Source organism: Pseudomonas sp. FYR_5 (genome assembly GCF_043106315.1).
GTDB classification, from domain to species: Bacteria; Pseudomonadota; Gammaproteobacteria; order Pseudomonadales; family Pseudomonadaceae; genus Aquipseudomonas; species Aquipseudomonas putida_Y.
This window is the reverse complement of the sequence record NZ_JBICMK010000122.1, coordinates 1-19,167: the sequence shown is the minus strand read 5'-3', so window position 1 is coordinate 19,167 and position 19,167 is coordinate 1. Positions and strand designations below refer to the sequence as shown.

17 protein-coding genes and 2 pseudogenes are annotated in these 19,167 nt (G+C 60.4%); 9 read left to right on the top strand and 10 right to left on the bottom strand.

The window, feature by feature from the left end; all coding sequences use genetic code 11:
• Nucleotide 1: 1 nt before the first annotated feature.
• Nucleotides 2-1,267, top strand: coding sequence for a uracil-xanthine permease family protein (locus ACF8RA_RS24880; protein WP_103443485.1), 1,266 nt, complete (start codon nucleotides 2-4; stop codon nucleotides 1,265-1,267).
• Nucleotides 1,268-1,302: 35 nt separating this feature from the next.
• Here the strand turns inward: ACF8RA_RS24880 and hemH are convergent, their stop codons facing one another.
• Together hemH and ACF8RA_RS24870 are read right to left on the bottom strand one after the other, a co-directional pair.
• Nucleotides 1,303-2,319: a ferrochelatase gene (gene hemH, locus ACF8RA_RS24875; RefSeq protein ID WP_339535430.1), complete on the bottom strand. Its 1,017-nt coding sequence runs from the start codon at nucleotides 2,317-2,319 to the stop codon at nucleotides 1,303-1,305.
• 13 nt (nucleotides 2,320-2,332) lie between these two features.
• Nucleotides 2,333-3,238 carry a TIGR01777 family oxidoreductase gene (locus ACF8RA_RS24870; RefSeq protein WP_176684974.1) on the bottom strand — a complete coding sequence of 302 codons (906 nt, stop codon included), beginning with the start codon at nucleotides 3,236-3,238 and terminating at the stop codon, nucleotides 2,333-2,335.
• Nucleotides 3,239-3,425: 187 nt separating this feature from the next.
• Here ACF8RA_RS24870 and ACF8RA_RS24865 point away from each other — a divergent pair, with 187 nt between their 5' ends.
• From ACF8RA_RS24865 to ACF8RA_RS24845, 5 genes are all read left to right on the top strand, one after another.
• The gene (locus ACF8RA_RS24865) at nucleotides 3,426-4,412 is read left to right on the top strand and encodes an NAD(P)/FAD-dependent oxidoreductase (RefSeq protein WP_176684973.1); all 987 of its coding nucleotides are present in this window, start codon (nucleotides 3,426-3,428) and stop codon (nucleotides 4,410-4,412) included.
• 103 nt (nucleotides 4,413-4,515) lie between these two features.
• A complete protein-coding gene (locus tag ACF8RA_RS24860) occupies nucleotides 4,516-5,484 on the top strand; it encodes a DUF523 and DUF1722 domain-containing protein (protein ID WP_176684972.1) in 969 nt (322 codons plus the stop codon).
• Nucleotides 5,474-6,373, top strand: a complete 900-nt coding sequence (locus ACF8RA_RS24855; protein WP_176684971.1) for a MerR family transcriptional regulator — start codon at nucleotides 5,474-5,476, stop codon at nucleotides 6,371-6,373. The genes ACF8RA_RS24860 and ACF8RA_RS24855 overlap by 11 nt, the downstream gene beginning before the upstream one ends.
• Complete coding sequence (gene phrB, locus ACF8RA_RS24850; protein WP_176684970.1) at nucleotides 6,364-7,806, top strand: deoxyribodipyrimidine photo-lyase; 1,443 nt, start codon at nucleotides 6,364-6,366, stop codon at nucleotides 7,804-7,806. Before ACF8RA_RS24855 ends, phrB begins: the two co-directional genes overlap by 10 nt.
• A complete protein-coding gene (locus ACF8RA_RS24845; RefSeq protein ID WP_392514175.1) occupies nucleotides 7,803-8,501 on the top strand; it encodes an SDR family NAD(P)-dependent oxidoreductase in 699 nt (232 codons plus the stop codon). Before phrB ends, ACF8RA_RS24845 begins: the two co-directional genes overlap by 4 nt.
• Before the next feature lie 63 nt (nucleotides 8,502-8,564).
• On the opposite strand, the gene ACF8RA_RS24840 is transcribed toward ACF8RA_RS24845, so the two are convergent.
• The 6 genes from ACF8RA_RS24840 to hemA all read right to left on the bottom strand — a co-directional run bounded on the left by ACF8RA_RS24840 (nucleotide 8,565) and on the right by hemA (nucleotide 13,912).
• The gene (locus tag ACF8RA_RS24840; protein ID WP_176684968.1) at nucleotides 8,565-9,083 is read right to left on the bottom strand and encodes an acyloxyacyl hydrolase; all 519 of its coding nucleotides are present in this window, start codon (nucleotides 9,081-9,083) and stop codon (nucleotides 8,565-8,567) included.
• A gap of 103 nt (nucleotides 9,084-9,186) precedes the next feature.
• Complete coding sequence (gene murI, locus ACF8RA_RS24835) at nucleotides 9,187-9,984, bottom strand: glutamate racemase (RefSeq protein WP_176684967.1); 798 nt, start codon at nucleotides 9,982-9,984, stop codon at nucleotides 9,187-9,189.
• On the bottom strand, nucleotides 9,977-10,732 hold the full coding sequence (locus ACF8RA_RS24830) for a molybdopterin-synthase adenylyltransferase MoeB (RefSeq protein ID WP_392514177.1): 756 nt from the start codon (nucleotides 10,730-10,732) through the stop codon (nucleotides 9,977-9,979). Before ACF8RA_RS24830 ends, murI begins: the two co-directional genes overlap by 8 nt.
• Nucleotides 10,726-11,556, bottom strand: coding sequence for a peptide chain release factor N(5)-glutamine methyltransferase (gene prmC / locus ACF8RA_RS24825; protein ID WP_176684965.1), 831 nt, complete (start codon nucleotides 11,554-11,556; stop codon nucleotides 10,726-10,728). Before prmC ends, ACF8RA_RS24830 begins: the two co-directional genes overlap by 7 nt.
• Nucleotides 11,556-12,638, bottom strand: coding sequence for a peptide chain release factor 1 (prfA, locus tag ACF8RA_RS24820; RefSeq protein WP_003247392.1), 1,083 nt, complete (start codon nucleotides 12,636-12,638; stop codon nucleotides 11,556-11,558). Before prfA ends, prmC begins: the two co-directional genes overlap by 1 nt.
• Nucleotides 12,635-13,912, bottom strand: coding sequence for a glutamyl-tRNA reductase (gene hemA, locus ACF8RA_RS24815; RefSeq protein WP_176684964.1), 1,278 nt, complete (start codon nucleotides 13,910-13,912; stop codon nucleotides 12,635-12,637). The genes prfA and hemA overlap by 4 nt, the downstream gene beginning before the upstream one ends.
• Before the next feature lie 1,098 nt (nucleotides 13,913-15,010).
• Here hemA and ACF8RA_RS24810 point away from each other — a divergent pair.
• From ACF8RA_RS24810 to ACF8RA_RS24800, 3 genes are read left to right on the top strand one after another with little or no spacing between them, the layout of a single operon-like run.
• A complete protein-coding gene (locus ACF8RA_RS24810; protein ID WP_021784766.1) occupies nucleotides 15,011-15,499 on the top strand; it encodes a type VI secretion system tube protein Hcp in 489 nt (162 codons plus the stop codon).
• 9 nt (nucleotides 15,500-15,508) lie between these two features.
• The gene (locus ACF8RA_RS24805) at nucleotides 15,509-16,486 is read left to right on the top strand and encodes a hypothetical protein (protein ID WP_176684962.1); all 978 of its coding nucleotides are present in this window, start codon (nucleotides 15,509-15,511) and stop codon (nucleotides 16,484-16,486) included.
• On the top strand, nucleotides 16,483-16,842 hold the full coding sequence (locus ACF8RA_RS24800; protein WP_392519670.1) for a hypothetical protein: 360 nt from the start codon (nucleotides 16,483-16,485) through the stop codon (nucleotides 16,840-16,842). Before ACF8RA_RS24805 ends, ACF8RA_RS24800 begins: the two co-directional genes overlap by 4 nt.
• 311 nt (nucleotides 16,843-17,153) lie before the next feature.
• Here the strand turns inward: ACF8RA_RS24800 and ACF8RA_RS24795 are convergent.
• Nucleotides 17,154-17,624, bottom strand: a pseudogene (locus tag ACF8RA_RS24795) (IS5-like element IS2000 family transposase); the annotation flags it as partial.
• 59 nt (nucleotides 17,625-17,683) lie between these two features.
• Nucleotides 17,684-18,951 (bottom strand): annotated as a pseudogene (ltrA, locus tag ACF8RA_RS24790) (group II intron reverse transcriptase/maturase).
• Nucleotides 18,952-19,167: the final 216 nt, after the last annotated feature.

Genomic DNA, 19,167 nt, shown 5'->3' with positions numbered 1-19,167 from the left:
CATGCAGGACGGCTTCAACGACCCGCTCTGGCGCCAGGTCGTTTCGGGCGCGCAGATGCTCTTCGTGGCATTCGGCGCGCTGGTGCTGATGCCCCTGATCACCGGCCTCGACCCGAACGTCGCGCTGTTCACCGCCGGCATCGGCACGCTGCTATTCCAGCTGGTCACCGGTCGTCAGGTACCGGTGTTCCTGGCCTCGAGCTTTGCCTTCATCACGCCGATCATCCTCGCCAAAGGCCAGTTCGGCCTTGCCGAGACCATGGGTGGCGTAATGGCTGCCGGCTTCGTGTACACCTTCATGGGGCTGATGGTCAAAGTCAAAGGCACCGGTTTCATCGACCGCATGCTGCCGCCGGTGGTGATCGGCCCGGTGATCATCTCCATCGGCCTGGCCATGGCACCGATCGCCGCCAACATGGCGATGGGCAAAGGTGGGGACGGTACAGCGCTGATGCCGTACAAGACGGCCATGCTGATCTCGATGCCTGCGCTGCTGACAACCCTGATCGTTGCCGTATTTGGCAAGGGCATTTTCCGCCTGGTTCCCATCATTTCCGGTGTGTTGGTGGGCTTTGCCCTGTCGTTCGCCTTTGGCGTGGTCGACACCGCCAGGATCGCTGCCGCACCGTGGCTGGAAATCCCCAATTTCACCGCCCCTGCGTTCAACTGGCAGGCCATTCTGTTCATCGTCCCGGTTGCGCTGGCGCCGGCGATCGAGCATATCGGCGGGGTGATCGCAGTGGGCAGCGTGACCGGCCGTGACTACCTGAAAAAGCCTGGCCTGCATCGGACGTTGCTGGGCGACGGCCTGGCTACCACTGCAGCCGGCCTGTTCGGCGGCCCGCCCAACACCACCTACGCCGAAGTGACCGGCGCGGTGATGCTGACCAAGAACTACAACCCGAAGATCATGACCTGGGCGGCGGTCTTCGCCATTACCCTGGCGTTCATCGGCAAGTTCGGCGCGCTGCTGCAAAGCATCCCGGTGCCGGTGATGGGCGGCATCTTGTGCCTGCTGTTCGGCTCGATTGCAGCGGTGGGCATGAACACCATGATCCGCCACCAGATCGACCTGGCCGAAGCACGCAACCTGGTGATCGTCTCGGTGACACTGGTGTTCGGTATCGGCGGTGTGCTGATCGGCAGCGGTGACGGCCCGGATGACTGGGGCCTGAAGGGCATCGCCCTGTGCGCCATTGTAGCTATTGCCCTGAACCTGATTCTGCCGGGCAATGATGGCTGGAAGCACAAGAAGCTGGATGTATAACCGGTCGGAAGGGGCCGCAACACGGCCCCTTCGATTCAGGCCTTTTCACACATATCAGCCAACACCCTGACCCACTCCGGGTGATCATTCAGGCACGGCACCAGCACCAGTTCCTGGCCACCAGCCTCGACAAACTGCTCGCTGCCACGCATGCCAATCTCTTCCAGTGTCTCGATGCAATCCGCCACAAACGCCGGGCACATCACCAGCAGCTTCTTCACACCGGCCTTGGCCAGCTCATCCAACCGCGTCTCGGTGTAGGGTTCGATCCACTTGTCCCGCCCCAGCCGCGACTGGAACGATACCGACCATTTGCCATCAGGAATGCCCATGCTCTGCGCAAAGGCCTTGGCCGTAGCCAGGCATTGCCCGCGATAGCAAACCGAACGTACTTCGGCGGGTGCACCGTGGCAGCAATCGGCAGCACGCAGGTCGTGCTTGACCCCCTTCGGAAACAGCTTCTTCAGGTGCCGTTCCGGCAAGCCATGGAAGCTCAGTAGCAGGTGGTCGTAACCCTGCTCCAGGTACGGCCGGGCGCTGGCTGCCAGCGCCTCGATGTACGCCGGGTGCTCGTAGAACGGCTGCAGCACGCGCATCTGCAACGGTAACTGGCGCTCGCTGACCGTCTGTTTCGCCTGCTCGACCACAGTGGTTACCGTACTGTCGGCGAACTGCGGATAAAGCGGTGCCAAAGTCACCTTGCGCACACCTTGGGCGGCCAGCCGCGCCAACACCTCAGGCAAGGCCGGCTGGCCGTAGCGCATGGCAATTTCCACCGGGCCATGGGGCCAGTGCTCGACCATCGCTGCCTGCAGGCGACGGGTCAGCACAACCAGAGGCGAGCCCTCCTCCCACCAGATCGAAGCGTAGGCGTGTGCCGACTGCTCCGGGCGCTTGACCAGGATCAGTGACACCAGCAAGCGCCGCACCGGCCACGGCAGGTCGACCACGTATGGGTCCATGAGGAACTGGTTGAGGTAGCGGCGCACATCGGCCACCGAGGTGGAGGCCGGGGAACCCAGGTTGACCAGCAGCAGGGCGTGATCGGTCATGCAGCGTCCTATGTCAGAGGCGACTGGACAGGTTGTCCAGCGCCGATTGCAGATCGTTGAAGCGGAAGGTGAAGCCGGCTTCCAGCAAGCGTACCGGGCGCGCCCGCTGGCCTCCCAGCAGCAAGGTCGACATCTCGCCAAGGCCCGCCTTGAGCAACAATGCCGGCACTGGCAACAGCGCCGGCCGATGCAGGGCGCGGCCCAGTCGCCTGGCAAACTCACGGTTGCGCACAGGCTCCGGGGCACAGGCATTATAAGGACCGCTGGCATCCTTGTGCTGCAAGAGAAAATCAATCAGGGCGACCTGGTCATCTATATGAACCCAGGGCATCCACTGCCGCCCGTTGCCCAAAGGCCCGCCCAGCCCCAGCTTGAAAGGCATGCGCAGGCGCGACAAAAAGCCGCCGTCGCTGGCCAGCACCAGGCCGGTACGTACCAGTACCACGCGGATCCCCTGTGCTTGCGAACGCTGGGCGGTCTCTTCCCAGGCAATACACAACTGGCTGGCGAAATCTGCGCGCACTGGGGGTGAAGCTTCGGTCAGTTCACGCTCGCCACCGTCTCCGTACCAACCTACCGCAGAGCCGGAGATCAACACGTGCGGGCGCTGCTCACGGGTGCCCAGCCAAGCCAGTAATTGCTCGGTAAGAGTGACACGGCTGGCCCACAACAAGTTGCGCCGGGCGGCTGTCCAGGGCCTGTCGGCAATTGGCGCACCCGCAAGGTTGACCACCGCATCAAGATGATCGTTGGCCTCCAGCTGCTCCAGGCGCGCGATACCACGTACGCCGCTACCGCAGATTTTCGCCACCTGTTCAGGACGCCTGCTCCAAACCGTAAGCCGATGCCCTTGGCCCAGCCAGTACTGGCACAGATGCTTGCCAATCAAACCGGTGCCACCTGTCAGCAATATATGCATGGCTGTGTCCTCGCAGAATGCGGCGGTGGTCTATTTTTAACATCAAGGCACTTTTTTGACCCGACGCTCTCGTATAAACATAGGCCAACCTGCCCGCCAACACGGAATAACCTTATACAGAATTCTTGCATTGTACAGGTTTGCCTGACAGCGTAGTCTGCTCACAGCAAGGTTTGAAGAGGCCATCATGACAGTACCTATCGCCATCATCGGGGCCGGCATTGCCGGTTTGTCAGCCGCCCAGGCCTTGCAGAAGGCCGGGCAATCCGTGCACTTGTTCGACAAAGGCCACGGCAGTGGCGGGCGCATGGCCAGCAAGCGCAGCGAGGCCGGCGCGCTCGACCTGGGCGCACAGTACTTTACTGCCCGTGACCGACGTTTTGTCGATCAGGTGCAGCAATGGGTGGCTGCCGGCTGGGCCGAGCAGTGGAAGCCTCAACTGTACAACTACCGTGATGACGAACTCACGCCCTCCCCCGATGAGCAAACGCGCTGGGTAGGCGTGCCACGCATGAGCGCCATCACCCGAGGCTTGCTCAAGGACGTCACCGTCAACTTCGGCTGCCGCATAGCGGAAGTGTTTCGCGGCAAGCAGTACTGGCACCTGCAGGACACCGAAGGTTGCAGCCACGGCCCCTACAGCCGTGTGGTCATCGCCGTCCCGGCACCGCAGGCCACGCCACTTCTGGCCGCTACACCAAAGCTGGCTGCGGTGGCCGCTGGGGTGCAAATGGAACCTACCTGGGCCGTCGCCCTCGCCTTCGAGGCACCACTGGATACACCGATGCAAGGCTGCTTCGTGCAGGACAGCCCGCTGGGCTGGCTGGCCCGCAATCGCAGCAAGCCTGGCCGCGACGAGCACCTGGACACCTGGGTACTCCACGCCACGTCAGACTGGAGCCGGCAGCACATCGACCTGCCGAAGGAAGAAGTCATCGAGCAGTTGTGGGGCGAATTCGCCGAACTGGTCGGCTGCGTGGTACCGCCGCCTACCTTCGCCCTCGCCCACCGCTGGCTCTATGCCCGCCCCAGCAGCAACCATGAGTGGGGGGCATTGGCCGATGCTGACCAGGGCTTGTACGCCTGTGGGGACTGGTGCCTGTCCGGGCGTGTCGAGGGCGCATGGCTCAGTGGCCAGGAAGCAGCGCGGCGCTTGCTCGAACACCTTGAGTGATGCAGAACTGTACAAAAATACTAGTTTGCATAACTTCAGCGCTGTGCTGAAATAAACCTGTACAAGTTTTTAGTCGCGTACAGGTTTATTTTCGGAGGCAGCCATGCACGACCCTTCAGCCCACAGCAAGCCGCGTATCGCCATCAGCGCCTGCCTGACCGGGCACAGCGTGCGCTATAACGGCGGCCACAAGGCCTCCGACCTGTGCCGTAAACAGCTGGAGCATCACTTCGACTGGTTACCCGTGTGTCCGGAAGTGGCAATCGGCCTGGGCGTTCCGCGCGACCCGATTCGGCTGGTCGGCAACCCCGAGCAGCCCGAAGTGGTCGGCACCCGTGACCCCGGCAAAGACCTGACCGACCCGCTGCGCACCTATGGCGAGCAGATGGCCGACGAACTTGACGACATCTGTGGCTACATCTTCATGCAGAAGTCTCCTTCTTGCGGCCTGGAACGGGTAAAGGTTTATCAGGACAATGGCCACCCGGCCGTGCATGGCGGCCGTGGCGTCTATGCCCAGGCTTTCTGCGCATTGCGTCCGGACCTGCCAGTTGAAGAAGAAGGCCGCCTGCATGACCCTGTGCTGCGCGAGAATTTCATAAGCCGCGTTTACGCCTACGCCGACTGGCAGCGCCTGCTGGCCGAGGGCCTGAACCGTGGCGCTCTGGTGCGCTTCCATTCGCGCTACAAGTATTTGCTGATGGCCAACAACCCTCAGGCCTATCGCACCCTCGGCCGCCTGCTTGGCAGCATGAGCAAGGATGACGAACCACAGAGCATCGGCCAGCGCTATTTCAGCCAGCTGATGCAGGCCCTGCGCCGCTGCGCCAGCCGCGGCACCCACAGCAACGTGCTGCAGCACCTGAGCGGTTACTTCAAGGATGCCCTGACGCAGCAGGACAAGGCCGAGTTGCAGGCAGTCATCGGCCAATACCAACAAGGCGTGGTACCACTGGTAGTGCCACTGACCTTGCTCAAACACCATTTGCGCAAGCACCCAGACCCCTACCTGCAGCAACAAGCCTACCTGCAGCCTCACCCCGAGAGCCTGGGCTTGCGCAATGCGGTCTGAGGACTTGCTGCCCATCGGCGAACTGGCCCGTCGCACTGGCGTGAACCCGGTCACCCTGCGCGCCTGGGAACGCCGTTATGGGTTGCTCAAACCACAGCGCACCGCCAAGGGGCATCGCCTGTACCCACTTGAGCAGGTCGAACGCGTCGAGGCCGTCCTGGCCTGGCTGCAGCGTGGCGCGTCGGTCGGCCAAGTCCGCGAGTTGCTCGACAAACCCACCAGCACCCCACCGAAGGGTGACTGGCAAGCCCGGCAATTCCAGCTGATCGAAGCCATCGCCTGCCTTTCACAGCGCGCCCTCGACCAGCAACTCAACCAGGCCATGGCGCTGTACCCGGCAGTCACCCTGTGCGAGCAATTGCTGCTGCCGCTACTCGACATGCTCGACCTGCGCTGGCGCAATTACTTCAACGCTCGGCTGGAGCAGGTGTTTTTTCACAGTTGGCTGCGCAGCAAGCTCGGTGCCCGCGTGTACCACGACAACCAGCTGCTGCAAGGTCCTGCAGTATTGCTGGCCGAAGACAGCGAACGCACCTTCAGCCCAGGCCTATGGTTGTGCGCCTGGCTGCTTACCAGCAACGGCTTCCCGGTGGAGGTGCTCGAGCAGCCCGTCGCAGGCTCGCAGTTGCTAAGCGCCGTCAACGCGCTGAAACCACGCGCCTTGCTCCTGCACCTGGGGCCACGCATCGACGACAAGGCGTTGCAGCGCACCCTGCAAGGCTTGCCGGTCCCCAAACTACTGGGCGGTACCACGCTAGCGCTGCATGAAGCCCGCTTGAAGGCTTTTGAGCTGCCCGACCTTTTCCTGTTCGACACCCCGCAGGCGGCATTGCGCGCGCTTCAAGCCCTTGATCGACAGCCTGTAGAGATAAATCCCCCATGCACCTGACCTGGCTGCGCAGCGACCTGCGTATCGATGACAACACTGCACTCAGCGCCTCCACCGAGCGCGGCCCGACCATCGCCCTGTGGCTGGTCAGCCCCGGACAATGGCAAGCCCATGATGATGCCGACTGCAAAGTCGACTTCTGGCTGCGTAACCTGCATGACCTGCGCCAATCACTGGAAAAGCTGAACATACCCCTGCTGATCCGTAGAATTGAGACTTGGGACCAGGCGCCACAGGCGGTGCTCGATGTCTGCCGCCAACATCAGGTGCAAAGCGTGCACTGGAACGAGGAGTACGGCATCAATGAGCAGCGCCGGGATGATGCCACCCGGGCACTGCTGGAAAAGTCGGGCATCCAGGCGCACAGTTACCTCGACCAGCTGTTCTTCCGTCCGGGCACCCTACTGACTCGCAGTGGCGATTACTTCCAGGTGTTCAGCCAGTTCAAGAGAACCTGCCTGGAGCATCTGCACCGCAGCCTGCCGGCCCTGGCACGACGGGTGAAGCGCCAGGCACCGTTGAACATCGACAGCGACCCGGTCCCGCAATATGTAGAGGGCTTCGGAAAAACCACGCACGCACTGCGCGACCACTGGCCAGCCGGTGAAGCTGAGGCACAGTCCCGTCTGTCACGCTTCCTCGACGAAACCATCGACGACTACCACCACTTGCGCGACATACCTGCCAAGCCCGGCACCAGCCAGCTTTCCCCCTACCTGGCCGCCGGCGTGATTTCGCCCCGCCAATGCTTGCACGGTGCACTGGCCGGCAACCGGGGCGAGTTCGACAGTGGTAGCACGGGCGTGCAGACCTGGATCAACGAGCTACTCTGGCGCGAGTTCTACAAGCACATCCTCAGCGGTTATCCACAGGTCTCGCGCCATCGTGCCTTCCGCGCCCAGACCGAAGCCCTGCCCTGGCGTGACGCTCCGGCAGACCTGGAGGCCTGGGAGCAGGGCCGCACCGGCTTCCCGATCATCGATGCCGCCATGCGCCAACTGCTGCACACCGGGTGGATGCACAACCGCTTGCGCATGGTCGTGGCCATGTTCCTCAGCAAGAACCTGCTGATTGACTGGCGCAAAGGCGAGCGGCACTTCATGCGCCACCTGATAGACGGCGACCTGGCCGCCAACAACGGGGGTTGGCAGTGGAGTGCGTCCACCGGCACCGACGCGGTGCCCTATTTCCGCATCTTCAATCCGGTTTCACAGTCGCAGCGCTTCGATCCACAGGGGCAGTTCATTCGGCACTGGGTACCGGAACTACGGGAGCTCGATGAAAAAGCCATCCATCACCCCATTAAATCGACGGACCTTTTCGGTAATACTTCGTACCTAAGTCCAATCGTAGATCTCAGCAGCAGTCGCCAGCGGGCCCTGGAAGCATTCAAAGGGCTGCCACGCCGGCAGAATCAGGGGATAACGTCTTGATTAACTCGCGTAGTTTTTGGGTTACAGGCGCAAGCAACGGACTTGGCTTGGCTTTGGTGGAGCGGATGCTCGATGAAGGACATCGCGTTGCCGCGAGTGGCAAGGATAGCGATGCACTGGATGATTTGGGGTCACGCTACGGCAGCCAATTGTTGCGTTTGCCGTGGCAGTTGCATGAAGAACAACACGTCACCGATGCGTGCCAACAGATTTGCCATGCCTGGTGTTCGCTGGACGGGCTGATCCTCAACACCGGCACCACCGATTACCTGCCAGACAATGTCAGTGACAGTGAGCTGATCGAAGCGATCGTCACCACCAACCAGCTGGCCGCAGAGCATTGCCTGAGCAAAGCGCTGCCGTTGCTGGCAAAGGGGAAGTCGCCCCAGGTGATGGCGCTTTTCAATCGCTATTCGGCATTGCAACTGTTTGCACCGACACAGGTGACTGCGGGCTGGAACAACTTGCCGCAATGGCTGCGTGAGCAGCGCAAGGCCCTTGAGGAGCAAGGGGTAGCACTGACCATTGTTGGGCCACAATCGCTGAAGGTAACGGTAACGTCGGCACAGGCGATACCGGAGGCGTGGACGCCCGGCAGTGCCGCTGAGGAGTTATTGCGGCGGTGGCCTCAGCGAGAGCCGGAACTGATTCTGGAGACTCTGGACGTCAGTAGCCTGTGGCCGCTGACGCGCTAACACCTGAAATCAGCACTACCGTCTTCGCGGGCATTGCCCGCGAAGGGGTGAATGCTGGTGAACTCAGAGCGCCATTCGGTAATGCAGGCTGTAGCTTTCTACGCCATCATTGGGCTCTTTGATGCCGGCGTTCGAGTAGTGAATCGCCCGCACCCCAATCTCATGCCCGCCGGCAAAGCGCAAACCAAAGCCGATGCGGTCCTCGAACTGGAAAGCCGAACCCAGCTCGTTGCTTTCCAGCTCGGTGCTGGAGAATGCCGCCACCCCGATCCCCGCTTCGATGTAAGGCTTCACCGACTCCCCGGCAAATTCATAGACGAACACTGGTGCGAAGGACAGGCTGTGATTGCTCGCGGTCTCGTCGCCATCCCAGTAGGTGTAGGCCCCATCCCAATAGCCGGTCAGCCGGCCAACGCTGGTCTGCCACCAGCTCGCGTCCCAGTTCGATTGCAACCCCAGACGATATACCATGGTCGAATCACCGGTCTGCCCCACCGAAAACGAAGCGTCGGCAGCTTGTGCCGACATCGCTTGACCCATAACAAAGGCAGCAGCCGCTGCCAAGCCGAGCAGTTTCCTCATAAGAAACATCCTTCCTGATGCTGTTGTTAGTGTCCGCCTCATCTCAGGCAAAGCGGTAGAAAGCAGAAGTGGAACGATAGTTCAGCCGTTCTTCACGTTTTTTTCACAACGCAAAGCTTTGCACATCGTCGGACTTATGCCACAGCACAGGTAGGATTTTTCTTAAGGTTTCGGGATCAGCGCTTGTCCAGAAGCGTGCAGCGCCGGCTGGGCCTTCGGCCAACAGATCATTGCCACCCAGCAGTCGTCGCAATTGACGCGCCACGGCCGCACCGGTGTCGATAATCGCCACGTCGTCCGGCACCATGCCGGACAGCAATGGGCGAAGGAAAGGGTAATGGGTGCAGCCGAGGATCAGCGTATCGCACCCTGCTGCCAGCAGCGGCTGCACGTAACCTTGCAGCATCTGGCGCAACGCCGGACTTGCAAGGTCACCGGTTTCGATCAGCTCGACCAGCCCCGGGCAAGGCTGGGTAATAACCTGTACGTCGTTGGCGAAGCGGTCGAGCAAGGCTGCGAACTTGGCACTCTGCAGGGTACCGGTAGTAGCCAGCACACCGACCACGCCCGAGCGGGTGGCGGCCGCAGCAGGCTTCACGGCCGGCTCCATGCCCACCAACGGCCAGGTCGGATACAGCTCACGCAGGTCGGCCACTGCCGCAACCGTGGCGGTGTTGCAGGCCAACACCATGGCCTTTGCGCCTTGTTCATGGAAGAACCCGGCAATGTGCCGGCAGCGCTCGCGGATATAGTCCGCCGACTTCTCACCGTAGGGTATATGCCCGCAGTCGGCCACATACAGCAACGTCTCGTTGGGCAGCAAGCGCTGGATCTCGGCCAGCACCGACAAACCGCCAACCCCCGAGTCCATGACGCCGACCGGCGCCGAGCGCTCAGCCATCGCGCTTGCCACAGACCGTGCAAGCCGGGTCGCGCTTGACACGAAGCTCGCGGATACGGGTGCCGAGGGCATCGATCAACAGCAAGCGGCCGACCAACGGCTCACCGAAGCCAGCCAGCAGCTTCATCGCCTCCAGCGCCTGCAGGCTACCCACCAGCCCCACCAGAGGGCCAATGACGCCAGCTTCGCTGCACGTCAGTTCAGCTTCGCTACCATGCCCGTACAGGCAGTGGTAGCACGGGCTGTAGTCGCGCCGCGGGTCGAACACCGACAGTTGACCTTCCAGACGGATGGCCGCACCGCTGACCAGCGGCTTGCCAGCGGCGAAACAGGCAGCGTTGACCGCCTCGCGGGTTGAGAAATTGTCGGAGCAGTCCAGCACCAGGTCGACCACCGCCACCGCAGCCGCCAGCGAGTCCTCGTCCAGTGCCTGGCGGTGAGCAACCAGGCTGACTTCCGGGTTGATTGCCTGCAAGCGCTGCAAGGCCGAGTCGACCTTGCTCATGCCGACGCTGGCACTGTCGTGGATTACCTGGCGTTGCAGGTTGGTCAGGTCGACGGTGTCGAAGTCGGCCAGGTGCAGCTCACCCACTCCGGCCGCGGCCAGGTAAAGGGCCACTGGCGAGCCCAAGCCACCCAGCCCGACAATCAGCGCTTTGCTCTGCTTGAGCCGCAGTTGGCCATCGATGTCGATCTGAGCCAGCAGCACCTGGCGGCTGTAACGCAGCAGTTCCTGATCACTCAGCATGGCAGTCGCCCCAGGGTAATGCGTTCATGGCCGCCCAGGTCCGTGCGGCTGGCCACCTCGATAAAGCCATGTTCAGCCAGCAGAGCGCGTACCGCTGCCGCCTGATCGTAGCCATGTTCCAGCAGTAGCCAGCCACCTGGCAACAGGTGCGCTGGGGCCTGGGTGGCGATCACACGAAGGTCGTCCAGGCCATCGGCACCGGCCACCAGGGCACTGCTGGGTTCGAAGCGCACGTCGCCGGCCACAAGGTGCGGGTCTTCAGCGGCGATGTAGGGCGGGTTGCTGACAATGAGGTCAAAACGCTCCCCGGCCAGGCTGTCGAACCAGTGGCTTAGCCTTACCCGAGCGTTGGCCAGGCCTAACCGCTGGCGGTTGCGCTCGGCGAGGGCGGCAGCCTCCTCCACCCGGTCAACCGCTGTCACCTGCCAGGCCGGGCGCTCGCTGGCCAGCGCCAGAGCGATGGCACCCGTACCGGTACCCAGGTCGAGAACCTTGGCTGGCGAAGCGGGTTGCAGCTCAAGGGCCGTCTCGACCAGCAGCTCGGTATCCGGCCGCGGGATCAGGGTATGCGGGGCAACCTCCAGGTCGATCTTCCAGAAGCCCTGCAGCCCAAGGATATAGGCCACTGGCTCGCCGCCCCGGCGGCGCTTCAGGTAGCCGGCATAGGTCTCGGCATCTTCGCTGCTGACAATACGCTCGGGCCAGGTATGCAGGTAGCTGCGCGATTTACCGATGGCCGCAGCCAGCAGCAGTTCGGCATCCAGGCGCTCAGTGGGCGATTCGGGCAACTGCGCGTTGCGCAACAGGCTGGCGATGACAGTCATCAGTCCCCCAAGGCGGCCAGTTGATCGGCCTGGTATTCGGCCAGCAGCGGTTCGATCACCGCGTCTACGCCACCGCTGAGGATGTCGTCCAGCGAATACAAGGTCAGGTTGATGCGGTGATCGGTCACCCGGCCCTGTGGGTAATTGTAGGTGCGGATGCGCTCGGAGCGGTCACCGGAACCCACCAACAGCTTGCGCTCACTGGCAATGGCGTTCTGCGCGGCACTGGTCTGCATGTCGTTCAGCTTGGCCGACAGCCAGGACATGGCACGGGCGCGGTTCTTGTGCTGCGAGCGCTCCTCCTGGCATTCGACCACGATACCGGTGGGCAAGTGGGTGATGCGGATCGCCGAGTCGGTCTTGTTGACGTGCTGGCCGCCGGCACCGGAGGCACGGTAGGTATCCACGCGCAGGTCGGCCGGGTTGATTTCGATGGCAGCCTGCTCGTCCGGCTCGGGTAGCACCGCCACCGTGCATGCGGAAGTGTGGACACGGCCTTGGGACTCGGTCTCGGGCACACGCTGAACCCGGTGCGCACCGGACTCGAACTTGAGCTTGCCGTAGACGTTCTCGCCCTCGACGCGGGCAATGATTTCCTTGTAGCCGCCGTGCTCGCCTTCGTTCTCGGACAAGATCTCCAGGCGCCAGCCGCGCTTTTCGGCGTAGCGCGAGTACATGCGGAACAGGTCACCAGAGAAGATGGCTGCCTCGTCGCCACCCGTACCGGCGCGGATTTCGAGAAACACGTTGCGGCCGTCGTTGGGGTCTTTGGGCAGCAGCATGCGCTGCAGTTGCGCCTCCAGCGTCAGCAGTTGCTCCTTGGCTTCACGCACCTCTTCCACGGCCATTTCACGCAGGTCCGGGTCACTGTCCTTGAGCAGCGCCTGGGCGCCTTCGAGGTCGTCCTGGACTTTACGCCACTCTTTATAGGCAGCGTAAACCGGCTCGACCTCGGCATACTCACGTGAGTAGGCGCGAAAACGCGTCTGGTCGGAAATAACCTCGGCGTCACCGAGCAGGGCGGTGAGTTCTTCAAAACGGTCCTGGAGGATTTCCAGTTTGTTCAGCAGCGACGCTTTCATTGCGGGGATTTGTCCGTGGAGCCCTCGTTGAGGGCAAAGAGTTCCTGGGCCATGGCCAGCGCATCGAGGCGGCCCTCGGCCGAGAGCTTTTTCAGCTGCACGCTGGGCGCATGCAGGAGTTTGTTGGTCAGGCCCCGGGCCAGTTGGGCCAGCACGTCTTCGGGGTTGCCGCCATTGGCCAGCAGGCGCAGGGCCTTTTGCAGTTCTTCGTCGCGAAGGCGCTCACTTTGCTGGCGATAGGCCCTGAGCACGTCCACCGCAGCCAGTTCGCGCAGGCGCAGCATGAAGTCTTCGGCGCCCACGGATACCAGCTCTTCGGCCGCCTGAGCCGCACCCTGGCGGCTCTTGAGGTTTTCTGCCACTACATCGTGCAGGTCGTCGACGGTGTACAGGTAGACATCATCCAGCTCGCCGACTTCGGTTTCGATATCGCGAGGTACAGCGATGTCGACCATGAAAATCGGCTTGTGTCGGCGCTGTTTCAGTGCACTCTCGACCGCGCCCTTGCCCAGAATCGGCAACTGACTGGCGGTGGAACTGATCACGATGTCACTGTTGGCCAGTTCCTGTGGAATGTCTGCCAGCAGCACGGCATGCGCACCGAACTGCTCGGCCAGGATGCTGGCGCGCTCCAGGGTGCGGTTGGCCACCACGATACGGCGTACGCCCTGCTCGTGCAGGTGGCGGGCGACCAGGGTGATGGTTTCGCCGGCACCGATCAGCAGGGCCTGGCTGCGGCCCAGGTCGGCGAAAATCTGCTTGGCCAGGCTGACCGCGGCGAACGCAACCGAAACCGGGTTTTCACCGATGGCCGTATCGGTACGCACCTGCTTGGCGGCGCTGAAGGTGGCCTGGAACAGGCGCCCAAGCAACGGCCCGACGGTACCGGCTTCGCGGGCCACGGCGTAGGCGGACTTCATCTGGCCCAGGATCTGAGGCTCGCCCAGAACCAGCGAGTCCAGGCCCGAAGCCACACGCATCATGTGCTTCACGGCGTCGTGCTCTTCATGCACGTAGGCGCTGGCGCGCAGCTCGTCGAGGCTGAGGCGGTGATAGTCGGCCAGCCACTGCAGCACGGCGTCGGCGGACAGGTGGTCCTGCTCTATATAAAGCTCACTGCGGTTGCAGGTCGACAGGATCGCCGCCTCGCGGCTGGACGTCAGTCGGCAGAGCTGCTGCAGGGCGTCTACCAGCTGCTCTGGGGTAAACGCCACGCGCTCGCGTACGTCTACCGAGGCAGTCTTATGGTTGATACCAAGTGCAAGAAAGGCCATGCAAGGTCGCTGGTTGTGACGGGAAGCCGATAATTGTCCTCTTTCGCAGGTTTCAGGACAACCACCGTTCGCTATTGTGCTGATAGTCCTGCGGCTATCGCCGCTCGCGGCCGAGCATCAGCGTCGATTTCAGGTTTCACTCCCGCTTTTGATCTTCGCGACTTCAGGAGGCCGGAGAGAGGGGACCCCGGAGCGCAGCGCAGGGGGCGGATGATGGGAGCGCAGCGTTTTTTGGTGGGCTTGCCCCGTGACAACGGACGCCAAGAAGCTGGCTACAGAGCTAACTGCCTTAAGCCTTTTGCGAAAAGGTGAGTCAGCGTCGCCATCGCAAATGACGGTTCGCCGAGTCAAAACAGACCACTTCGCTTCTTGCTTCTTGCTTCTTGCTTCTTGCTTCTTGCTTCTTGCTTCTTGGATGTGAGCATCCACATCAAGTAGGTATTCATTCGCGAAGGTGGCGCGTAGTCACCTTTCCGCCCTTCCGGCGGGTTACTTTGGTCGTGGCCAAAGTAACCAAAACCGTCGGCTCCCATCATCCGGCCCCTACGCTGCGCTCCGGGGTCCCCTCGCTCCGGACTTGCTCACGGGAGGACCGCGCTGCAGGCCCCATCCTGGGGCCCAGCGCTTGACGGGCATCCATGCCCGTCACCTCCCTCCGCAAGCCCTGCGCTCGGCCTCCTGAAGTCGCAATCTGCGTCGCCTGAACTATCGCGCGCTTAGAAGCAAAAGCAAGAGCAAGAGCAAGAGCAAGAGCAAGAGCAAGAGCAAGAGCAAGAGCAAGAGCAAGAGCAAGAGCAAGAGCAAATTGGAAAAACCGTAATGCATGGTTCATTCAATAAAGACACGATCGATAGCCTGCTGGTCGCGAAATTGGCCGGCCAGTTTCAATATCGTCCAGGCCAACTAAGCCGACCAAAGCGAGAAAACTCCTAAATATTTCCAGAGGACTTATCCACTAGCTTGTAGTCCATTTCCCAAATATATGCCCAGCTGTTGCCCTCCCCCCTTTCCGCGCCTAGCCTTGCCAATCACTGACGGGGTAAGTCCCGTCGTCACATCAATATTCCGTACCCACATTCTTGCCAAGGAGCGGTAAACATGGCTTTTGACGCGTATTTGCAAATCAGCGATATCCCAGGCGAAGCCTTGGACGAAAAGTACAGCAAGTGGATTGAAGTGACCGGTTATGACTTCGGTGTAAGCCAAAGCACCTCCGCCACCGCAAGCTCCGCCGGCGGCGCCAGCTCTGGCCGCACCGCAGCCAGCAACTTCACCTTCACTAAGTTTCTCGACAGCGCCAGTTGCAAACTGATGGAGGCCAGTTGTGCAGGCCAGCATTTCAAGGAAGTGAAACTCGCGCTGTGCCGCGCGGGCGGCGACAAGCTCAAGTATTACGAAATCATTCTCGAAGAAGTGATCATCGCCGACTACACCCAGAGCGCCGCCGATGGCGTGCCGATCGAGGTGGTTCAGCTCGACTACGGCCGAATCAAGACCACCTATACCCAGCAAAAACGCACCGACGGCTCCGGCGGCGGCAACATTGCTGGCGGGTGGGACCGGATCGGTAACAAGAAGTACGCATGAGGGGTCGCCATGTCTGAAGCCCGTGCGTTCATCAACCCCCGGATGCAAAACTACCACACGCTCAAGGCCGGTCTCGCGCTGACCCGGCACTCGGCCAGCAAGTTTGACATCCTCAATTCGCACATTTTCAACAGCGTGGTCAGAGGCGGCGAACTGGTGATCGTCGGTGACTGGTCCACGCCTTCCTGCACCAGTCAGGAGGCGTATCTGATGTCGAAAGCTGCCGTGACCCATATGGGGCTGATGCGCAGCGGGCAAGGTGCCGATGAGTTTTTTCTGGAGAACTTCGAACTGTTGAAGAGCTTGCTCGCCCACGCGTCAATGGGTGCAGGCGTGGTTAGCGATGGCTGGAGCAAGCATCTGAAAGCAATTGAGGGCACATTGCTGGAAATCGAGAAATTGCACAGGGAGCATCTGGGCTCAGGGACGCTCAATGCCCGCGACCAGTTTTATGCCAAGCGTGCGGCACTGTTCTCGAAACTTGACGAACAGTTGGGCCAGCTGGCGGGGTTCGGCGCTGGATTGCGCAACAAGGGATCGATCAAGAGGACACTGGCCATTTCTACGAAAAGCTATTTGCACACAGGTGAAATTGCGGGGTATGCGGATAAGGTTGCCGGGGTGGGCAAGGCTGCCAACCTGATCAAAAAAGGAACCTATATTGGCATAGCGCTTGACGTAGCAGCGACGGGGCTAGAGATTCGCCAGGCTTGTATTCTGGGCAGAGAAAGCGAATGCCAGCGAGCTGCATATGTAAACTCTGCATCATTAGCTGGAGGTCTGGCTGGTAGCGCTGTAGGCGGTTACCTAGGAGGGAGTATTGTTGCACCCGCAGTATGTGCGGCACTAGGAGTAGGGACTGCCGGACTAGGGGCACTCACCTGCGCGGTCATCGGTGGCGCTGCCGGGGCGAAGTTAGCCGGTGATTTCGCAGGAGAAAAAGGCGAGGTATTAGGTGACTTTTTGTATCACGAGCTCTCAAAATGACTAACATAGAGCCAGGACTGATCGCGCTGATCCTGATTACAGCAATGCTAATTGCCGCTAGCGCGCAAATTATTATTTCACACAAATACACCGCGCATTTTGAATCTTTCCTGCCCACCTCTCGCCTCGTATCTGACAACATCAAAAATTACCAGCACGCCGGACTCTTGGGCAAAACAATAAGAACCGGTCAGATTGCAACACTGTTGGCCCTACCCAAAATCTTCATTTACAGGGGTTACGCTGATATTGAGGAAATAAAAAATTTCCCCCTCCGCGAAAAGCGCATTTTGCTAACCCTATGGGTTATTCACATCACCTTGTTCATTGCACTGATGCTGTCGCATTATCTATGACTTCATGCCGATACGACTTGCCCCGAATCGAAACCTGACGTGGTAACGTAACGAGGGGATATTTCCTACAAAAGCCTGTACCGCTGGCCGCGATAATTAGTGTAGAAGAGCTAAATACGTCCATGGATCTTCCTTGACAGGCCGTGTCGCCGGGGGAGGGATAGCAGCAAGCTACGGTGGTACTATTGCCACTAGGGAAACTCCGAACAAGTTGCTCATCAGTCGGAAATGGGCGGCTTAGGGATGCCGAAAAGCCCGCTTTTCAGTCGCTGATTATTGGATAACCAAGGCAAAGCCTTGGTTATCTGGACTCACGGGCGCACCTCTCCCGCAGCAGGCAATAATTGCCGGCGCACCATCCACAGATTCGACAGGGCAAACAGCGTGGTCAGTTGCGCCGTGTTCTTGGCCAAGCCGCGAAAACGAGTCTTTACATAGCCGGACTGGCGTTTGATCACCCGGAACGGGTGCTCCACCTTCGCACGCACTTGCGCCTTGGCCTTTTCGATCTTGCGCTTGGCTTGGTAGAGCACGCTGCGTTTGCTCAAGTGTTTGTAGGTGCTGCGGCGGGCAGCGACCTGCCATATCACCTGCCGTCCCTCGTGTTCTGGCCGCTTTTCCACGCCTGTGTAACCCGCATCCGCACACACGACATTCTCTTCGCCATGCAATAGCTGAGCGACCTCCGTCACGTCAGCTACGTTCGCGGCAGTGCCATGAACGTGATGCACCAGACCCGATTCAGCATCCGCGCCGATGTGGGCCTTCATGCCGAAATGGTGAGTCGGCCACAGGAACTGCCCCCGTAGCCGCTCGCAGAACCGTACGTGACACTCTCGCGTCATACGGCTCCCGTTATCCAACCTGTTGCTCGGTTACTTGCCAGTGATAAAACAGTCGAGGGGCAGCCTTATGCACCGTGTCCAACCATTTAGATATACGCCGCTTGCGCCCGTGAAGTATTTTGTACTTACGACCGGCCCAACGCTTGAGCGCGCTATCGATATGTCGAAAGATACCAAGCATGGCCGTCCGATAGAACGCGCCATAGTACTGCCACCAACCTTGTATCACTGGGTTGTAAAGCCGAGCCACAGCAGCCAGCGTCACATGAGTTTGGCGGCTGACCCGCCACTCGCGCACTGCTCGCCGCATCCGCTTCAACGCTTGCGCACTGACTCCCGGAAGGAAGCTGGTGAAAAGCTTGTTCTGCTGGCCGATTGCCTTCCTAGGTCTAAAAGTGAAACCAAGGAAGGTAAAGCTCACATGCGGATACCCTGCGCGTCGATTGCTGTCCTTGCAGTACACGATTTTCGATTTCTCGGGATGCATCGTGAGGCCACAAACCGCTAGACGTGAAGCGATTGAACGCATCACGTGTTCTGCTTGCCTCTGGCTACGACAATGCACTACCGCATCATCGGCATACCGGGCAAAAGGACAGTTTGGGCTATTTCGTTGCATCCATGCGTCAAAGGCGTAATGCATGAACAGATTCATCAACATGGGACTGATCACGCCGCCTTGCGGGGTGCCACGTTCGCGTTGAATGCGAACGCCATCTGCTGCCTAGAATGGAGCAACCAGCCATCGTTCGATGTACAGCAGTATCCAATCCTCTTTGATATGGGTTCGCACCGCTTTCATCAGCAGTTCATGATCAATGTGATCGAAAGCCGCCTTGATATCAAACTCCACCACCCAGTCGTATCGCCAGCAGCGTTCGCGTGTGATCGCTATGGCCTGTTTGGCTGAACGTCCTGGTCGGTATCCATATGAGTCCGGATGGAAAAGCGCATCCAGCTTTGGCTCGATGAGGAGTTTGACTACAGTTTGTGCGATACGGTCGCTGACCGTCGGCACTCCCAACCTGCGTATACCCCCCGATGCCTTCGGTATCTCAACAGCCTTGACCGGCGGCGGGAAATAAGACCCCGACGACATTCGATTCCATAGCTTGTAAAGATTCTTCGGCAGGTTCCGCTCAAAATCGGCAATGGTCTCATCGTCGATTCCAGCAGTTCCCCGGTTGGTTCTGACCTGCTGATAGGCCTCCCATATCACGCGCTTCGCTATGTTGTAAGGTTTGTTCGAACTCACACCGCTCATCCCCTGAGGTTGGCGGCGTTCGTTGACAGGATAACGCCTCCCCTTCGCTCCAGCTTCATTACAAAGCCTTCATCACTACTACAGGAGGCTCCGCCCCTTATTCCAGCATTGGTATTCTTCCTCATGGTTTTAGCCATTTGTCATTTTCCTTTGCATCTGGAACAAGGTTCTCACGTTCCGTACCCAAGCCTGTATGAAGATCATGCCGCCTTTACA